13 protein-coding genes are annotated in these 16323 nt (G+C 67.5%); 7 read left to right on the top strand and 6 right to left on the bottom strand.

Features of this window, described 5'->3' with window-relative positions; all coding sequences use genetic code 11:
• Positions 1-295: 295 nt before the first annotated feature.
• On the bottom strand, positions 296-1549 hold the full coding sequence (locus AC07UW_RS06435; RefSeq protein ID WP_495211668.1) for a flavohemoglobin expression-modulating QEGLA motif protein: 1254 nt from the start codon (positions 1547-1549) through the stop codon (positions 296-298).
• A gap of 156 nt (positions 1550-1705) precedes the next feature.
• On the bottom strand, positions 1706-2815 hold the full coding sequence (gene rsgA / locus AC07UW_RS06430; protein WP_495211667.1) for a ribosome small subunit-dependent GTPase A: 1110 nt from the start codon (positions 2813-2815) through the stop codon (positions 1706-1708).
• A gap of 112 nt (positions 2816-2927) precedes the next feature.
• On the opposite strand from rsgA, the gene AC07UW_RS06425 reads away from it, so the two are divergent.
• From AC07UW_RS06425 to AC07UW_RS06415, 3 genes are read left to right on the top strand one after another with little or no spacing between them, the layout of a single operon-like run.
• Complete coding sequence (locus tag AC07UW_RS06425; protein ID WP_025874111.1) at positions 2928-4202, top strand: pyridoxal phosphate-dependent aminotransferase; 1275 nt, start codon at positions 2928-2930, stop codon at positions 4200-4202.
• A gap of 3 nt (positions 4203-4205) precedes the next feature.
• Positions 4206-4823, top strand: coding sequence for an SGNH/GDSL hydrolase family protein (locus AC07UW_RS06420; RefSeq protein ID WP_495211666.1), 618 nt, complete (start codon positions 4206-4208; stop codon positions 4821-4823).
• A gap of 4 nt (positions 4824-4827) precedes the next feature.
• A complete protein-coding gene (locus AC07UW_RS06415) occupies positions 4828-5559 on the top strand; it encodes a methyltransferase domain-containing protein (protein WP_088100925.1) in 732 nt (243 codons plus the stop codon).
• Positions 5560-5724: 165 nt separating this feature from the next.
• On the opposite strand, the gene AC07UW_RS06410 is transcribed toward AC07UW_RS06415, so the two are convergent.
• Positions 5725-6504, bottom strand: coding sequence for a polysaccharide deacetylase family protein (locus AC07UW_RS06410; RefSeq protein WP_495211665.1), 780 nt, complete (start codon positions 6502-6504; stop codon positions 5725-5727).
• Between the two features lie 60 nt (positions 6505-6564).
• On the opposite strand from AC07UW_RS06410, the gene grxD reads away from it, so the two are divergent.
• Positions 6565-7491, top strand: coding sequence for a Grx4 family monothiol glutaredoxin (gene grxD, locus AC07UW_RS06405; RefSeq protein ID WP_025874107.1), 927 nt, complete (start codon positions 6565-6567; stop codon positions 7489-7491).
• A gap of 92 nt (positions 7492-7583) precedes the next feature.
• Here the strand turns inward: grxD and AC07UW_RS06400 are convergent, their stop codons facing one another.
• The 3 genes from AC07UW_RS06400 to AC07UW_RS06390 form a co-directional block, all read right to left on the bottom strand.
• Entirely contained in the window at positions 7584-8123 is a 540-nt protein-coding gene (locus AC07UW_RS06400) for a DUF924 family protein (protein WP_495211664.1), read from the bottom strand.
• 43 nt (positions 8124-8166) lie between these two features.
• A complete protein-coding gene (locus AC07UW_RS06395) occupies positions 8167-8943 on the bottom strand; it encodes an AMP nucleosidase (RefSeq protein ID WP_025874105.1) in 777 nt (258 codons plus the stop codon).
• A 127-nt stretch (positions 8944-9070) separates the two neighbouring features.
• Entirely contained in the window at positions 9071-12712 is a 3642-nt protein-coding gene (locus AC07UW_RS06390) for an autotransporter domain-containing protein (RefSeq protein ID WP_495211663.1), read from the bottom strand.
• Positions 12713-12967: 255 nt separating this feature from the next.
• On the opposite strand from AC07UW_RS06390, the gene AC07UW_RS06385 reads away from it, so the two are divergent.
• Genes AC07UW_RS06385 through AC07UW_RS06375 form a run of 3 tightly spaced genes read left to right on the top strand, consistent with a single transcriptional unit; the run spans position 12968 to position 16291 of the window.
• Entirely contained in the window at positions 12968-14377 is a 1410-nt protein-coding gene (locus tag AC07UW_RS06385) for an amidohydrolase (protein ID WP_495211662.1), read from the top strand.
• Positions 14377-15639, top strand: coding sequence for an amidohydrolase family protein (locus tag AC07UW_RS06380; protein ID WP_495211661.1), 1263 nt, complete (start codon positions 14377-14379; stop codon positions 15637-15639). The genes AC07UW_RS06385 and AC07UW_RS06380 overlap by 1 nt, the downstream gene beginning before the upstream one ends.
• Positions 15640-15658: 19 nt before the next feature.
• The gene (locus AC07UW_RS06375; protein ID WP_495211660.1) at positions 15659-16291 is read left to right on the top strand and encodes a 2-hydroxychromene-2-carboxylate isomerase; all 633 of its coding nucleotides are present in this window, start codon (positions 15659-15661) and stop codon (positions 16289-16291) included.
• Positions 16292-16323: the final 32 nt, after the last annotated feature.

Below are 16323 nucleotides of genomic sequence, written 5' to 3'. Positions count from 1 at the left end.
CGGCGCGGGGATGCCGCAGCGGGGCGAGGTGGCAATGGAAAGCAGAGCAGAAACAAAGCGCAGGGCATTGCGCGGCGCTTTGCTTTTCAAGCTCTTCAAGCGCAATCCCTTCGGCGAGACTGCTACCGCGCTCGCAGGACACTGTCTGGAGGAGGCGGGGCACCCTGGCCAGGACCGTTGGCGCCATGGATGGCGCCATCGAGCACCATGGAGGGGCTTTTGCGTGTCCTGGCCAGGGTGCCCCGCCTCCTCCCAGCCGATAGCAGGCAGGCGCTGGAGGATCCGCCAACGCATTTCATTCCGGCGCCAGCTGGTCCATCCGGATGCGGTTGGCGAACAGCGAGAACGCCAGCATGCCGGCCAGGCCATTGGCCCGGCTCATCCAGTGCGGCAGCCAGCGCGGGGGCTTCAGCACGCCCGATTCGAACAACGGGGCGAACGCGATCGCATCGGTCAGGCTCATCTTGCCGGCGAACAACCAGCGGCAGACCTGCAGGCGATCCTCGGCCAGCATGTGGCGGAAGAAGGTATGCACCGACACCAGCCCGCGCAGATACACCGTGTCCTTGGTGAAAGCCAGGCCCCCATTCGGCGGCACACCGCGGAATACCCGCTGCGCCGAGGCGAAGCTCTCTTCCGGGTTCTGCCCGGCATCGCAGAAGTAGCGGAACACCTCGATGAAGTCCGCACCTTCGCGCGCCATCGCGATCGCCTCGGTTCGCAGGCTGATGCGCTTCAGGCGCTCGATGTCGATGCTGCCGGTGATCTGCTCGGCAAACGTCGCCAGTCCTTCCTGGGTGGCCGTCACCCGTGGCGAGGACAGCGCCAGGCTCGGCAGCACCGGCTGCGCGCGACCGTTCAACGCCGTCAACGAATGCACCAGCGCTTCGTGGTGGAACAGCTGCGCGCGATCGTAAGCGCTGAAACGCGCACTGGTGCGGAGGCGGATGCGGGTCGGCCCGGCAGCCGCCTTCGAGACCAGCTCCGGGTCCAGCTGCACCTGGATGATGCGTGATTCAAAGAACGCATCGAGATCATTCTGCAGCTGCAGCTGCAGGGCGATGGCCGAGACCGGCACCTGCTCTTCCGGTGCCAGCAGTTCGTGATCCAGTTCGGCAGCAATCTGGATGAAGTGGCGCGCCGCATCGCGCGTGCTCGGTCCGTTGCCCGGCAAAGGCTGCTCGGGCGAACCGAACAACTGCATCGAACAGGCATCGACGGCTGCGGTGCCGAGGCCTTCCAGCAGCTGCGCTGCCAGATCCCAGCTCTGCGCGGACTGCTGCACGTAATGGCCCAGCGGATGGCTTTCGTCACACTCGGCAGCGAGCGCGGCCAGCGCGCGACGCTCTGTGCTGAAATCCAGCTTCGGGTAGTCGACCACCGGCAGCGTCGGCTGGCCACGGGCCACGCTGTCCAGGAAGGGTGCCTGCAGTGTCGCCGGCCAGCTGGTCAGGCCCAGCAGGCGGATGCCTCCTACGGCCTCGACCAGGCGCGCATCGAGCGCTGCATGGTGGGCCACGTCACGGTCCAGCGTCGCGGTCGGTTCCATGGGCGGACTATAACGCCCTGCCCGCGCGTTGGTAGGTGCCAACCTTGGTTGGCACAGATATGCATGCGCGGAAAGCATCCACGCATGGCGTGGATCTACTGGGCTGCCCCTGCCGTGACAGTGCCAACCAAGGTTGGCAGCCACCATTCTCCAGCCTTAGCGCCGGCGCGGTTTGCCCGCAGGGCGGAACTGCTGGCTCTTGCCCTTCCTGCCACCGCGTTCCTGCGCGGTCTCGGCCTGGCGCACGGCCAGCTTGGCGGCGGCGGCGGCCACTTCTTCCTTCAACTTGAAGTAGTTCAGCAGCCGGCTCTCTTCGATCTCGCCAGCATCGATCGCCGCACGCACGGCACAGCCGGGTTCCTGCTGGTGCATGCAGTCGCGGAAGCGGCACTGCGCGGCCAGCGCTTCGATATCGGCGAAGCCACCTTCGGCCAGCGTCTCTTCGCCGGTCGGCTTCAGTTCGCGCATGCCCGGCGTATCGATCAGGCAGGCGCCCATCGGCAACGGCATCAGTGCGCGGTGGGTGGTGGTATGGCGGCCGCGCGAATCGTTGGCGCGCACCGTATTGGTCTTCATCCGCTGCTCGCCCAGCAGCGTGTTGGTCAGCGTCGACTTGCCCGCACCCGACGAGCCCACCAGCACCACCGTCCGGCCGGGACCCAGCCACGGCTCCAGCACTGCAACACTGTCGGCATCCAGGCCATTGATCGCATGCAGGGCGATGCCCTGCATCTCCAGTTCTTCCAGCACCGCCAGCGCGTCGTCGCTGTACTCGGTCTGGTCGGCCTTGGTCAGCACCACCACCGGTTCGGCACCGCCACCGCCCACCAGCAGCAGGTAGCGTTCAATACGGCGCGGATTGAAGTCCGCGTCCAGGCCACAGACGATGAAGACGGTATCGATGTTGGCCGCGATCACCTGCTGGTGGTAATGCTCACCGGCGGCGCCACGCTTGATCGCGGTACGTCGCGGCAACAGGACGACGATGCGGATGCCATCCAGCAGCACCCAGTCACCCACCGCCGGCCGTTCGTGGCTGGGGAAGCGCGGGCGCTGCCATTCCGGCAGTGATTCGGCCTTGATCGACGCCTCCGGGCCATCAGCCACCACATAGTGGGTGCGATGCTGCTCGATCACCCGCGCCGGGTGGGCCTGCGGGTGTGCGGCCATCACAGCCTGCCAGTCGGCCTGCTGCGGCGGGCCCGGCCAGGGCCAGCCAATGGTCTGCAGAGCGGTGAAATCGGGGGTCTGGGTCATCGCCGCCATTCTACCTGTGTGGTGCCGCCCAGCCCAATGTTGGCGGGCCCTGCGGCCCTTGCCATGCGCTGCAGCAATTCCGCTACCATGGAAGCCCCATGCCTTTTGCGGCCCACCGCCCATGTCCACTCCCTCGCCCAAACCCCTGGTCATCCGCGAGCGCCTTTCCGAAGTGCGCTACGAAATCCGCGGAGAACTGGCACGGCGAGCCCGGGAGCTGGAAGCGCAGGGCCACAAGCTGATCAAGCTCAACATCGGCAATCCCGGCGCTTTCGGCTTCCGTGCACCGGAACACCTGCAGCGCGCGATCGCCGATGACATGGGCCGCACCGATCCCTACACCCATCAGCAGGGCCTGCCGGTCGCCCGCGAAGCCATCGCCGCCGCGTACGCCCGCCGTGGCGCACCGGATGCCCACCCGGACCGCGTGTTCGTCGGCAACGGCGTCAGCGAGCTGATCGACCTGTCGCTGCGTGCGCTGCTCAACCCGGGCGACGAAGTGCTGGTGCCCTCGCCGGACTATCCGCTGTGGTCGGCCTCGACCATCCTCAACGACGGCCGCCCGGTCTACTACCGCTGCGCCGCCGAGAACGGCTTCCAGCCGGACCCGAGCGAGATCGAGACGCTGGTGTCCTCGCGCACGCGCGCCATCGTGCTGATCAACCCGAACAATCCCAGCGGCGCCAGCTACCCGCGCGAGCTGCTGGAGCAGGTGGTCGAGATCGCGCGCCGCCACAACCTGCTGCTGCTGGTCGATGAGATCTACGACCAGATCCTGTACGACGACGCGGTGTTCCAGCCGGTCGCACCGCTGGCCGGTGACCATCCCTGCCTGACCTTCGGCGGCCTGAGCAAGGTGCACCGCGCCTGCGGCTGGCGGGTGGGCTGGGCACACCTCAGCGGCGACGACGCGCGGCTGGGCGACTTCCGCGCCGCGCTGGACCTGCTGGGCGCGCTGCGCCTGTGCGCCAACGTGCCGGGCCAGTACGCCATCGACGCCGCAGTGAACGGTCCGGACACCATTTCGGAGCTGTGCGCACCGGGTGGCCGCCTGTATGAAACCCGTCGTGCAGTGATTGAAGCCTGCGAGGCCAGCGAACACCTGTCACTGGTTGCCCCCGCCGGCGCGCTGTACGCGTTCCCGGCCGTGGTCGGTGCCGCTGCCAAGGGCTTTGACGATCATAATTTCGCGCTGGACCTGATGAACAACGACGGCGTGCTGGTGGTGCCGGGCTCAAGCTTCAACGTGCCTTACCGCCACCACTTCCGCGTGACCCTGCTGCCGGAGGCGTCGGTGATGCGCGACGTGTTCGCCCGTATCGACCGCGCCCTCGCCCGCCGTGCCGAAGATGCCACCAAGGTGGTGCCGCTGAAGCCCCGCCGGTCGGTGGCTTGATCGATGGGCTTGACGTATCTGGCCCTGGGCGATTCCTACACCATCGGTGAAGCGGTCGCGGTCGACGGCCGCTGGCCGCATCAGCTCGCCGCCGCCCTGCGCGCGCAGGGCGTCGCGCTGGGCGATCCGCAGACCATCGCCACCACCGGCTGGACCACCGACGAGCTCGACGCCGGCATCGACGAAGTTGCGCCGCAAGGGCCGTTCGACTTCGTCAGCCTGCTGATCGGCGTCAACAACCAGTATCGCGGGCGTCCGCTGGACGAGTACCAGGTGCAGTTCCAGGCCCTGCTGCAGCGCGCGATTGGTTTTGCCGGCGGCCGTGCGGACCGGGTCCTGGTGCTGTCCTTCCCGGACTGGGGCACTACGCCGTACGGTGCAGGCAGCGGTCGCGACCTGGGCCAGATCGAACTGGAAACCGACGAGTTCAACGCTGCCGCCGAGGTGATCAGCACCCAGCAGGGCGTGGCCTTCGTCGACATCACCGATATCAGCCGCGACACCGGCGCTGACCCGGCAATGATTGCCGAGGATGGCCTGCACCCGTCCGCACGGATGTACGCGCTGTGGAGCGCGCGTGCGCTGCCGGTGGCCGCACACCTGCTGGGCAGGACGGACTGAGACGATGGACGGCACGCCACGGAACGGCACGCCCCTGCCCTGTTCGCCGCTTGATGCCGGGCAGGCGCGCCTGATCGCCGAGTCCTTCCGGCCGATGCAGGCCTGGGGCAGCCGCCGCGATTACTACTACACACGCGGCAAGCTGGGCAGCGACCCGCTGTATGACGGCGTGCTGCAGCACCTTCCCGATGACGGCCAGCCGGTGCTCGACCTGGGCTGCGGGCTGGGCCTGTTCGCGCACGTGCTGCGCCAGCGTGGCCGCCAGCAGGGGTACCTCGGGGTGGACGTGGACAGCGACAAGATCGCCCGTGCGCAGCGCGCCGGCAGCGGCCTGGCCAACGTACGGTTCGACTGTCTGGATGTGCAGGCGCCGTTGCCGGTACATGGTGGGCATGTGCTGCTGCTGGATGTGCTGCAGTACCTGGACGAAGCACCGCAACTGGAGCTGCTGCGCGCGGTGAGCGCGCGGGTCGCGCCCGGTGGCCGCCTGCTGCTGCGCACGCCGCTGGCGACCGGCGACCGCCGCGACCGCACCACGCGGGTGGCTGACCGATTGGCCTGGCTGGTCGGCTGGATGGGCACGCGACCGCGTCACTACCCGGATCCGCAGCGGCTGCAGGCCACGCTGGCGGCTGCCGGCATGCAGGTGGCTCCGTTGCGTCCGCTGCATGGGCGCACGCCGTTCAACAGCTGGTTGCTGGTGGCCGAGCGGCCGGGAACTGCGGCCAACGGCTGAGCCGCTCGTGGTGGGCGGCTGTCTACGGGGGCTGCCCGGGCGGATGGGCACGGACGGTTTACGGGCGCGTCCACCACGGAAGACAGGAGAAAAGCGAAGAGCAAACGCGGGTCGCTTCGCTCTTGCTGCGTCTGGCGCTCGCCGGGTGTGGCCCGGCGCTACCGGTCAGCCGGCCGGCAGTTCGGCTTTCAGGCCGCGCTCGTCCAGCACCTGCAGCACCCGTTCGATGATGGCCAGGTTGTGGCCATGTGCGGCACCTTCGTGCAGCAGCACGATCGCGCCCGGGCGCAGGTCCGGGAGCAGACGCGCCAGCACGCCATCCGGGGTACAGCCGACGCCGTCGTAACCGCGGGCGCTCCAGCCCACGCGCACCAGGCCCAGCTTGCGCAGTACCGGCGCCACGAACGGGTTGGTCATGCCCACCACCGAGCGGTACCAGCGCACCGGTCGCCCACTCACTGCCTGCAGCGCCTGCTGGCAGCCCTCGATCTCCGCCGCCATCGTGCCCGGGCCCAGCCGCCAGAAGCGCGCCTGTGGATGGCTGTGGCTGTGGTTGCCGAGGTCGTGTCCGCGACGCAGGATCTCCTCCACCAGGGCCGGATGCGCCAATACGCGCTCGCCGACCAGGAAAAAGGTCGCCTTCGCCTGGTGCCGGTCCAGCAGATCCAGCACCGCCGGGGTCTGTTCACTGGGGCCGTCGTCGATGGTCAGCCAGACGCTGTTGCCGGCCGCGGGCAGTCGGCTCAGCACCGGCGCGTAGAAGCGGCTGTTGGGCAGGAACACCGGCACCATGAACAACGCGTGGCTTGCCACCATCAGGGCCAGGCCCCAGTGCCAGCCGGCCAGCACCCAGACCAGGATCACGGCCAGCTGCGACAGCACCAGCCAGGGCACCCAGCGCCAGGGGCGGGTCGGGATGCGATGCAATGTTCCTGCGTTGGTCATGCCCCATGATGCCATGGGGGGTAGAATTGATGATTCGAATTTTTCGGACCCATGACTGCCATGTCCCTCGATCCCGCCCTGCGTTCGCGCATCGAAACCATCCTCAACGACAACCGCGTCGTGCTGTTCATGAAGGGCCAGCCGTCGATGCCGCAGTGCGGCTTCTCGGCCAAGGCCGTGGGTGCCCTGCAGGACCTGGGCGTGGAGTTCGCCCACGTCAACGTGCTGGCTGACGCGGAGATCCGTGAAGGCATCAAGGCCTATGGCGACTGGCCGACCATCCCGCAGCTGTACATCGACGGCGAACTGGTCGGCGGCAGCGACATCGTGCTGCAGATGGCCGCCAGCGGTGAGCTGAGCAGCGTGCTGGGCCTGGCTGCACCGGACCGCACCCCGCCGCGCATCACCGTCACCCCGGCCGCGGTGGAAATGCTGAAGGGCGCGCTGGCCGATTCGCCGGGTGCGTCGCTGCAATTGGGCATCGATGCCCGCTTCCAGCCGAACTTCCAGCTGGCCCCGTACGATGAAGGCGCGATCGCCGCCGAGTCCAATGGCCTGCGCGTGCAGTTCGACCTGGCCAGCGCCCGCCGCGCCGATGGCATCACCATCGACTGGGTCGACGATATCCGTGGCAAGGGCCTGGCAATCGACAACCCGAACGCGCCCAAGCCGGTGCAGGAAATCAGCGTGCGTGATGCCGACGACCTGGTGCGTGCCGGCAACGTGATGCTGGTGGACGTGCGCCCGGCCGAAGAACGCGCCATCGCCGCTGTCGGCGTGCCGTTCAAGAGCTTCGATGGCAACGGCCGCGCCGAGCTGGAAGCCCTGCCCAAGGACACCGCCCTGGCCTTCCTGTGCCACCACGGTGGCCGCAGCGCGCAGGCAGCAGAGCAGTTCCGTGCGCTGGGCTTCAGCAAGGTGTTCAACGTCACCGGCGGCATCGATGCCTGGTCGGACGAAGTGGACAACGGCGTGCCGAAGTACTGATCGGCTGCAGTTGAAACCCACAAAAACGCCGGCGAAAGCCGGCGCTTTCCGTTGAATCCATCCACGCATGGCGTGGATCTACTCCTTCCGGGTTATCCGGCGAACCCGCCTTCGGCCAGGTAATCCAGTTCTTCCGGCGACGGAATGCGGCCAAGCACAGCATTGCGGTGCGGGAACCGGCCGAAGCGGCGGATGATGTCGCGGTGCAGTTCGGCGTACTGCAGGTATTCCTTGTCACCCAGCACGTCGAACATCGCGACCGAGCGGTCCTGGTCCAGCGGATCTTCGGAGTGCTCGAACGGCAGGTAGATGAAGGCGCGCAGCTTGGGAACCAGCTGCAGGTCCAGCCCCTCCTCGATCGCGCGCGTGGCGTAGTGCCGTGCCAGGCCATCGGTCGCATAGGAATGGGCCGTGCCGCGGAAGCAGTTGCGCGGGAACTGGTCCAGCAGCAGCATCAGCGCCAGCGCGCCATCCGCGCTGCCCAGCCAGTGCTCGCGCGCGCGCGATGCGGCAGCGTGGTGTTCGTCCGCGAACAGCGTACGGAACCGCGCGTCGAACGCATCATCGCGGGCGAACCACTTTTCAGGGCCCGCGTCTTTCCAGAATTCCACCACTTGCGCGGCAACGTCCATCACCTACTCCCCAGGGCCGGCGCGCCGCGCCAGGCCATCATCATCATTCGTCGAAGCGCAGGTGGCGGACCGACTTGCCGTTGCGCCGGATAAGCTTAAGCGCCTCGATGCCGATCTGGATATGGTTTTCCACGAACTGCGAGCTGACCTTGGCGTCGGATGCCTCGGTTTTCACCCCGTCCGGGATCATCGGCTGGTCTGAAACCAGCAGCAGGGCGCCGCTGGGAATATGGTTGGCAAAGCCGGCAGCGAAGATCGTAGCGGTTTCCATGTCGATGGCCATGCAGCGCATCGCCCGCAGCCGCTCCTTGAAGGCCTCGTCGTGCTCCCAGACCCGGCGGTTGGTGGTGTAGACGGTGCCGGTCCAGTAGTCATGGCCAAGATCGCGGATCATGGTCGAGACCGCACGCTGCAGGGCGAAGGCCGGCAAGGCCGGCACTTCCGGCGGCAGGTAGTCGCCCGAGGTTCCCTCGCCGCGGATGGCCGCGATCGGCAGTACCAGGTCGCCCAGCTCGTTCTTGCGCTTCAGCCCGCCGCACTTGCCCAGGAACAGCACCGCCTTGGGCATCACAGCCGACAGCAGATCCATGATGATCGCGGCATTGGGGCTGCCCATGCCGAAGTTGATCATGGTGATGCCGTCGATGGTGGCGCTGGCCATTGGCCGGTCCAGGCCGATCACCGGCGCCCCGGTCAGCGCGGAGAACGTATGCAGGTAGCCCCCGAAGTTGGTCAGCAGGATGTGCTGGCCGAACTGGTCCAGAGGCACGCCGGTATAGCGCGGAAGCCAGTTGTCGACGATGTCCTGCTTGCTCTTCATGGGCGGTCCGGTGCGGCGTGGGGCCGATATTGTAGGCTCCCGCCCGCCCGGCAACACCTGTCCGCGGCAACGAAGAAGGGCGGCCCAGCGGCCGCCCTTCTGGGGATTCCCTTGGGAACCGGATGGCTTAGAAGCGCACCGACCAACGCAGGTTGGCGCCATGGTCGCGGCTTTCATCGCCAAACTGGCCGGTGTAGCCCAGCTCAAGCTGCTGGTTGGCCGTCAACCAGGCCGACAGGCCCAGCTCGGCCACCACCGCGCTGTCGGCGATCGGAGCGCCGCTGACCGCGAAGGTGTCACCGCCGCTGGCAAAGCCCAGCCTGGCCACCGGGTTGCGGTCACCCGATGCGTGGCGATAACCCACTCCGCCGCGCACGTGCAGCCAGCTGTCCTGCTGGAACGAAGCCTTCAGGCCCTTGTCGAAGCGCACGCCGGCAGTAGCCAGGGTGGTGCGGGTATCGTCGACGTTGCCCTGCAGGGCCGCCGCCCCACCGCGCTCATTGATCGACTTCATGTCCACTTCAACACGTGCCACCTGCAGGTACGGCTCCAGGCCTGCCTCGCGGCCGCCGAATCGGTAGCCCGCCTCGATGAAGGCCTGGCGGGTACGCCCGTCGTAGCGCGCGCTCAGCGTATCGCTGTAGCCGGCGAATGCCAGTTCGCGGGTGCTGTCGATGTCGTGCTCGCTCCACGCCAGCCCGCCACGCAGGCCGAAACCGCCCCAGTTGTGGCTGGCGTATGCACCGAAGTGGGTGTTGTCGATCTTCGACTTCGCCCGACGGCCGTCCTGCTGCTTGACGTCGGTACGACCGGTACCGGCCAGCAGGCCCACCTGCCAACCGCCGAACTGGCGGTCCACGCCCACCAGCAGGCCGTTGCTGTTGGCCTCGGTGCGGGCAGTATTGGCATTGCCATCCAGCGTGCCGCTGCCACCGATTGCCTGCACCCACACACCGGTCGCGGCCGCTTCGTCACCGCCCGGAGAGGTCGCACCCGCACGACGCGACAGCGCCGCATCGCGGACGTGGCGGCTGCCTTCGACCAGCGCGACCGAGGTGGCTGCATGCAGTTCACCGCTGAGGCTGTCCAGCGCTGCGCCCACCTGCTGCGGGAACAGCGTGGTCAACGGCTTGGGCAGCCCTTGGTTGATCGCCAGCGTATCGACCACGGTAGCCACGGCATGCTGGTTTGCGGTGTTGGCCGAGCTGGCCAGCGAGTTGCCGCGGGTCACTTCAATGCGTGCGCCGGTGGCGCCGTAGGCCAGGTTGAACTGCATGAACGGCGAGAACGCGCTGAAGTCGGTGATGGCGAACTGTCCGTTCACGCCGCCATCGGCACGGATGAAGTTGAACTGCTCACCCAGGTAGTAGATGCCCGGCTCCGGCAGCGCCACCAAGGTGCCGCCGAGCGTGGCGGTGCCGGTGACATGCAGTTGGTCGCTTCGGCTGCCCGGTGCCACCTCGGCCTGGTACACGCCGGTCTCTGTCTGCACGTAGTCGCCGTTGATGGTCAGCGTGCCGATCGAATTGCCCGGTGCGATGGTGCCCTTGACGATCGTGTAGCCGAGCGTGCCGGTGCCCTTCAGCGTAGCGCCCACTTCCACCGCGGTCATCCCACCGTTCTGGGTACCGTTGAACGACACCACGCCGCCGACGATATCCAGAAGGGTGTTGTCCAGTACGCCGGTGGTGCCCACCCGGGTATTGCCGCCATACATGTAGAAGAGGGTGCTGCTCAGCGTGCCGTCCACCTGCAGCGTGCCGTCGCGCATGTCGATGTTGTCCATGCGGACCTTGCCGGTCTCGGTGATGCTGGCGGTGCCACCGGTCACGTTCAACCAGCGACCATCGACGCTACCGGCAACCACCAGCTTGCCGGCTGACAGATTGATGTCGGTGTTGCTTGCCACGGATCCGGCGTTGAGCCAGGCCTCGCCACCGTCGACACCCAGGAGGGTCGATGCCAGCGAACCGTTCAGCGCCAGGCGACCGCCCGGTACCCACACGCTGGCCAGCGTATTGACGCCGTCAAGTTCCAGCACACCCTCGCGCACCACGGCGCCGTTGAAGCTGTTGTTGCCGCTCAGGCGCAGCCAGCCGATGCCGCTCTTGGTCAGCTTGCCCGGACCGCCAATGTCATTGGTCCAGTCGTCCCACGCGTCGCCTTCCCACACCTTCAGGCCGCCGGCCTTCTGGTTCATCACCACGTTGGTGTCCACGCGCAGCGAGCCGTAACCTTCAATGGCCTTGGCCAGGTTCATCATGCCCCAGCCATACACATCGTCCACGCCAGCGGCGCCGAGGTCGGTGGCGGTGGTGAGCAGCACGTCGCGCACCTGCGCATTGTCCAGGTACGGGAAACGCTCGAACAGCAGGCCCAGCGCGCCGGTGACATGCGGTGCTGCCATCGAGGTGCCGGTCATCAGATCGTAGCTGTAGGTCGGCACGCGCTCGAGCACGTCGAGCAGGACGTTGCCCTGTGAATCCTGAAGCAGCTGTGCATCCAGCGCCGAATCGGCACCGTAGACCGTGGACAGGATGTCGGTGCCCGGGGCGGCCAGGCACCAGTTGGCGCTGTAGCCGCAACGGTTGGAACTGACGTCGAGCATGTACCCGGCGGCACTGTCCTGGCGCACGTTGACCACGCTCAGCCAGTTCTGCTCGATATCGGCAAACAGGCGCGGCAGCGTGGCGTAGATTCCGGCGATCGGCGCGGCTTCCGGCGTGGCTGCGTTGGCGTTGTTGTTGCCCGCGGCCCACACCTGGATCATGCCCTTGCTGCGCGAGCCCTCGGCGAAGATGTCCAGGTACTCGGCGTTGGCGGCATACAGCTGGTCCTGGGTGGCCAGATCGGTGGGCTCGTTGGTCAGCCCCCAGCTGTGGTTGACCGCACGCACGTCCTGGGCGTTCATCTGCGCGTACATGCTCTCGAACGCACTGCCGTCCGGGCCCACGCCGCCCACGGTGACGACGCGGTAGTCGCCGCCGCCCACGTCCGTCCACATCTGGGCGCTGTTGAAGAACAGCTTGGCCGCGGTCAGGTCCGCGCCGAAGGCCACGCCATGGGTACCGTTGCCGTCGCGGTTGGCCGCGATGGTGCCGGCCACGTGGGTGCCATGGGTCTGGAAGGCGATCCCCGCCTGCTGGTAGCGCGGATCAGACTCGATGATGTCGCGGATCGCCTGCGGAACGCTGTCGTCGTAGACAACGTAATCGATCGACACGTCATCGCCGTCGCTGGCGAAGCAGGCATCGGGCCCGTCGATCAGCGTGGTGTTGGTGCAGCGGCTGCCGTCGAGCAACAGATCGGCGATGCGCAGGCTGCGGTGATCCTTGCCGGCGAACTCGTCATGGTCCAGGCCCGAGCCGCTGTCGAACACGCCCAGGCGGATGCCGGCACCGGTCAAGCCACGCGCGTATGCAGCGTCGGCATTGACGGCCTGCAGGCCCCAGTCACGGTTGAATTCGCTGGTGCGCCAGCTGGCACGATCGCCGGCCTTGCCCATCACCGGCGTTTCCGGGGTGGCGGCCGGCGGTGCAACCATTGCAACCGCTGCAACGGGCGCGGCGAAGGCCGACTGCGAAGGCGCAGCGAATGCAGCCTGCAGGCTGCGCTGGTACTGGTAGCGGGACAGATCGTCGGTGTTGCCCTGGGCCAGCGCCGGCAGGGTGGCTGCCATCAGCAGCGAGCCAACAATGGCGGATGCGAGCGGGGAAGGCAGGAAGGAACGACGGAGAGAGGTGGAGCGATACGACGTTGCAGCAGTCATCGGGGATTACGTCCTTGATTCCATGGATTGTTTCAGGTGCTGTTCCCTCATGGAGCTGTGTGGGAACACCTGCGCGGCGAGTCAGCGCGCGCACACCCGCATGTCGCTATCGACGGGTGTCATCGCAACTTAATATATTTTTCACATAAGCACTGTCGGGAAACTCCCCACTTCGCCCCTGCACAAGGTCACTTGGCAAACAGCCGTGCTCCCGGCTAGCGTCGGTGGGTTGAACACGCTGCCAAGGGGATCTGCATGACATCGACGTTGTTGCGCGCCGGGTTGGGTCTGGCGCTGGTATCGCTGAGCACGGCGCCAGCCGTGGGCGCTTCGCGCTTCGTGGCCGATCCCTACCCGAGCACCTACCAGGCGCATCCCGATGGGCCGTTGCTGATCCAGAACGCCACGGTGCTGACCGGCACCGGCCAGCGCCTCGACAACGCCGATGTGCTGCTGCGCGATGGCCGCATCGTCGCCGTCGGCGATGCGCTGCAGGTCGATGCCAGCGTCACCCGCATCAACGCCGACGGCAAATGGGTGACTCCCGGCCTGATCGACGTGCATTCGCACCTGGGCGTCTATCCCAGCCCCGGTGTCGGCGCGCACAGCGACGGCAACGAGATGACCGCACCGGTCACCGCCAACGTCTGGGCCGAGCATTCGGTATGGCCGCAGGACCCCGGTTTCCAGGCGGCACTGGCAGGCGGGGTGACCAGCATGCAGGTGCTGCCCGGCTCAGCCAACCTCGTTGGTGGCCGCGGCGTAACGCTGAAGAACGTGCCTGCCACCACCTACCAGGCGATGAAGTTCCCCGGCGCGCCGTGGGGCCTGAAGATGGCCTGCGGCGAGAACCCCAAGCGCGTCTACGGTGGCGGCAAGGGCGTGGCACCTGCCACCCGGATGGGCAACGTGGCCGGTTACCGCGCAGCCTTCATCGACGCGGCCGACTACATCGCCAAGAACAAACCGAAGCCGACCAAGCGCAAGGGCTGGTTCGGCAGCGACAAGGGCGACAGCGCCGGTGACGCCGGCGGCAAGCGCGACCTCAAGCTGGATACGCTGGCCGGTGCGATCCAGGGCGATATCCGCGTGCACATCCACTGCTATCGCGCCGATGAAATGGCCACCATGCTCGACCTGTCCAAGGAATTCGGCTTCAAGGTGGCCGCCTTCCACCATGGTGTGGAGGCCTACAAACTGGCCGACCGGCTGGCGGCCGAAGGCGTGTGCGGGGCACTGTGGGCCGACTGGTGGGGCTTCAAGATGGAAGCCTTCGACGGCATCGCCGAGAACATCGCGCTGGTCGACCGGCCGAAGAACAGCTGCGCCATCGTCCACTCCGACTCGCCCGAGGGCATCCAGCGCCTGAACCAGGAAGCAGCCAAGGTGATGGCCGCCGCGCGCCGCGCGCACATGCCGGAGATCGCGCCGGAACGCGCGATCACCTGGATGACCGCCAACGCCGCCAAGGCGCTGGGCATCGAGGCGCAGACCGGCACGCTGGAGGCCGGAAAGATGGCCGACGTGGTGATCTGGAACGGCAATCCCTTCAGTTCGTATGCACTGGCCGAACAGGTATTCGTCGATGGCCGCCGTGTGTACGACCGTAGCACCCCACCGGCAACGCCGCGGTCGGATTTCCAGCTTGGACAGGAGTTGCGCTGATGGGCATGGTGAACAAGCGTCGCCGGGCATGGCCCGGCGCGACCTTGGTTGCGCTGTTGGTGATGACAACCGCAGCCTCGGCGCAGGACCTGCTGGTGCGCGGTGCGACCGTCGCTACCGCCAGCGCACGTGGCAACGTGGAGGACGCCGATGTGCTGGTGCAGGGCGGCATCATCCGTGCGGTGGGCCGGGGCCTGTCCGCACCGGCCGGTGTGCCGATGGTCGAAGCCAAGGGCCGCATGCTGACCCCTGCCCTGTTCGGTGGCATCACCGAGATCGGCATCGAGGAAGTATCCGGTGAATCGAGCACGGTCGACAGCGCACTGAAGATCGGCGAGCAGCCGCTGCGCCCGGAGTTCGACGTGACACTGGCCTATAACCCGGCGTCCGTGCTGATTCCGGTGGCGCGCCTGGACGGCATCGGCTTCACTGCGCTGGGCGCGGCCACCGGCGGTGGCTTCGTCGCCGGCCAGGGCGGCGTGGTGCGTTTCGATGGCAGTGCCGACCCGATCGGCCCGCGCGCGCTGTTCCTGCGCCTGGGTGCTGCAGCATCTGAACTGACCGGTCAATCGCGTGCAGCGCAGTGGATGCTGCTGCAGCAGATGGTGGACGAGGCACGCGGCCAGGTCGACGCCGATTCGCCGCATGCGCTGCTGACCCCGGCCGGCCGCCGCACGCTGGCCCGCTATCTGTCCGGGCAGGGCCGCATCGTGGTGGAAGTGGACCGTGCAGCCGACATCCGCCAGCTGCTGCGCTGGGCGGCCCGCGAGAAGGTGAAGATCGCCGTCGCCGGCGGTGCCGAGGCCTGGCAGCTGGCACCGGAACTGGCAGCGGCCAAGGTGCCGGTATTCGTCGACGCGCTGGGCAACCTGCCGACGACCTTCGACCAGATCGGCGCCACCCTGGAGAACGCCGCGCGGCTGCAGCGCGCGGGCGTACCGGTGGCCTTCGCTCAGCGCGATGACGCCTCGCACAACGCGCGCAAGATGCGCCAGCTGGCCGGCAACGCGGTGGCCAATGGCCTGCCCTGGGCCGACGGACTGGCCGGGCTGACCCGGGTACCGGCCGAGGTGCTGGGCGTGGCCGACCAGATCGGCAGCATCGAGCCGGGCAAGCGCGCCGACCTGGTGCTGTGGGAAGGCGATCCGCTGGATGTGGCGCACTATGCCGAGCAGGTCTGGCTGGGCGGCCGGGCGATGCCGATGCTCTCGCGCCAGACCGAACTGCGCGACCGCTACCTGCAGCGCAACGCGCAGCCCTGACCGTTACGAGGAGCCATCGATGCCTACCCTGCGCTGGTATTTCGACTTCGTCTCGCCCTACTCCTACCTGCACTGGCAGAAGGTGAAACGGCTGCCGCAGTTCGGGCGCATGCAACCGGTGCCCATCGCCTTTGGTGCGGTGCTGCACCATCTGGGCAACCTGGGCCCGGCGGAGATTCCGGCCAAGCGCCGCTTCATGTACCGCCAGCTGCTGTGGACTGCGCAGGCCGAGGGCACCCCTCTGCGCTTCCCGCCCGGGCACCCGTTCAATCCGCTGGCGGCCCTGCGCCTGTGCCTGGCCGCCGGTGCCAGCACTGCGGCGGTGGACGCGCTTTTCGACTGGATCTGGCGCGACGGCAACGCCGGCGACTCGGCCGAGACCCTTCGCGAACCCGCCGCCCGGCTGGGTATCAGCGACGTAGAGGCAGCCATTGGCGGGCCGGCCATCAAGGAGCAGTTGCGTCGCAACACCGAGGCGGCGATCGAGGCCGGGGTGTTCGGCGTGCCGACCCTGGCCATCGACGACGAACTGTTCTGGGGCAACGATACCCACCCACTGATGGCGGCGGTGCTGGACGACCCCAGCCTGCTGGACCGGCCGGACTGGCAGCACGCCGTGGCCCTGCCGATGGCGGTGCAGCGCAGTCGCTGAACAGGCAGTGGCGCATTTCCCTCGCGCGCCCG

The sequence above is a fragment of the Stenotrophomonas sp. GW821-FHT02D01 genome (assembly GCF_059421765.1).
This window is presented reverse-complemented; position numbering and strand designations above follow the sequence as displayed.

What these genes read in the sequence shown, in the direction of transcription:
- AC07UW_RS06435 (WP_495211668.1), bottom strand. Translation starts at nt 1,549, where the DNA reads ATGGAACCGACCGCGACGCTGGACCGTGACGTGGCCCACCATGCAGCG.
- rsgA (WP_495211667.1), bottom strand. Translation starts at nt 2,815, where the DNA reads ATGGCGGCGATGACCCAGACCCCCGATTTCACCGCTCTGCAGACCATT.
- AC07UW_RS06425 (WP_025874111.1), top strand. Translation starts at nt 2,928, where the DNA reads ATGTCCACTCCCTCGCCCAAACCCCTGGTCATCCGCGAGCGCCTTTCC.
- AC07UW_RS06420 (WP_495211666.1), top strand. Translation starts at nt 4,206, where the DNA reads ATGGGCTTGACGTATCTGGCCCTGGGCGATTCCTACACCATCGGTGAA.
- AC07UW_RS06415 (WP_088100925.1), top strand. Translation starts at nt 4,828, where the DNA reads ATGGACGGCACGCCACGGAACGGCACGCCCCTGCCCTGTTCGCCGCTT.
- AC07UW_RS06410 (WP_495211665.1), bottom strand. Translation starts at nt 6,504, where the DNA reads ATGACCAACGCAGGAACATTGCATCGCATCCCGACCCGCCCCTGGCGC.
- grxD (WP_025874107.1), top strand. Translation starts at nt 6,565, where the DNA reads ATGTCCCTCGATCCCGCCCTGCGTTCGCGCATCGAAACCATCCTCAAC.
- AC07UW_RS06400 (WP_495211664.1), bottom strand. Translation starts at nt 8,123, where the DNA reads ATGGACGTTGCCGCGCAAGTGGTGGAATTCTGGAAAGACGCGGGCCCT.
- AC07UW_RS06395 (WP_025874105.1), bottom strand. Translation starts at nt 8,943, where the DNA reads ATGAAGAGCAAGCAGGACATCGTCGACAACTGGCTTCCGCGCTATACC.
- AC07UW_RS06390 (WP_495211663.1), bottom strand. Translation starts at nt 12,712, where the DNA reads ATGACTGCTGCAACGTCGTATCGCTCCACCTCTCTCCGTCGTTCCTTC.
- AC07UW_RS06385 (WP_495211662.1), top strand. Translation starts at nt 12,968, where the DNA reads ATGACATCGACGTTGTTGCGCGCCGGGTTGGGTCTGGCGCTGGTATCG.
- AC07UW_RS06380 (WP_495211661.1), top strand. Translation starts at nt 14,377, where the DNA reads ATGGGCATGGTGAACAAGCGTCGCCGGGCATGGCCCGGCGCGACCTTG.
- AC07UW_RS06375 (WP_495211660.1), top strand. Translation starts at nt 15,659, where the DNA reads ATGCCTACCCTGCGCTGGTATTTCGACTTCGTCTCGCCCTACTCCTAC.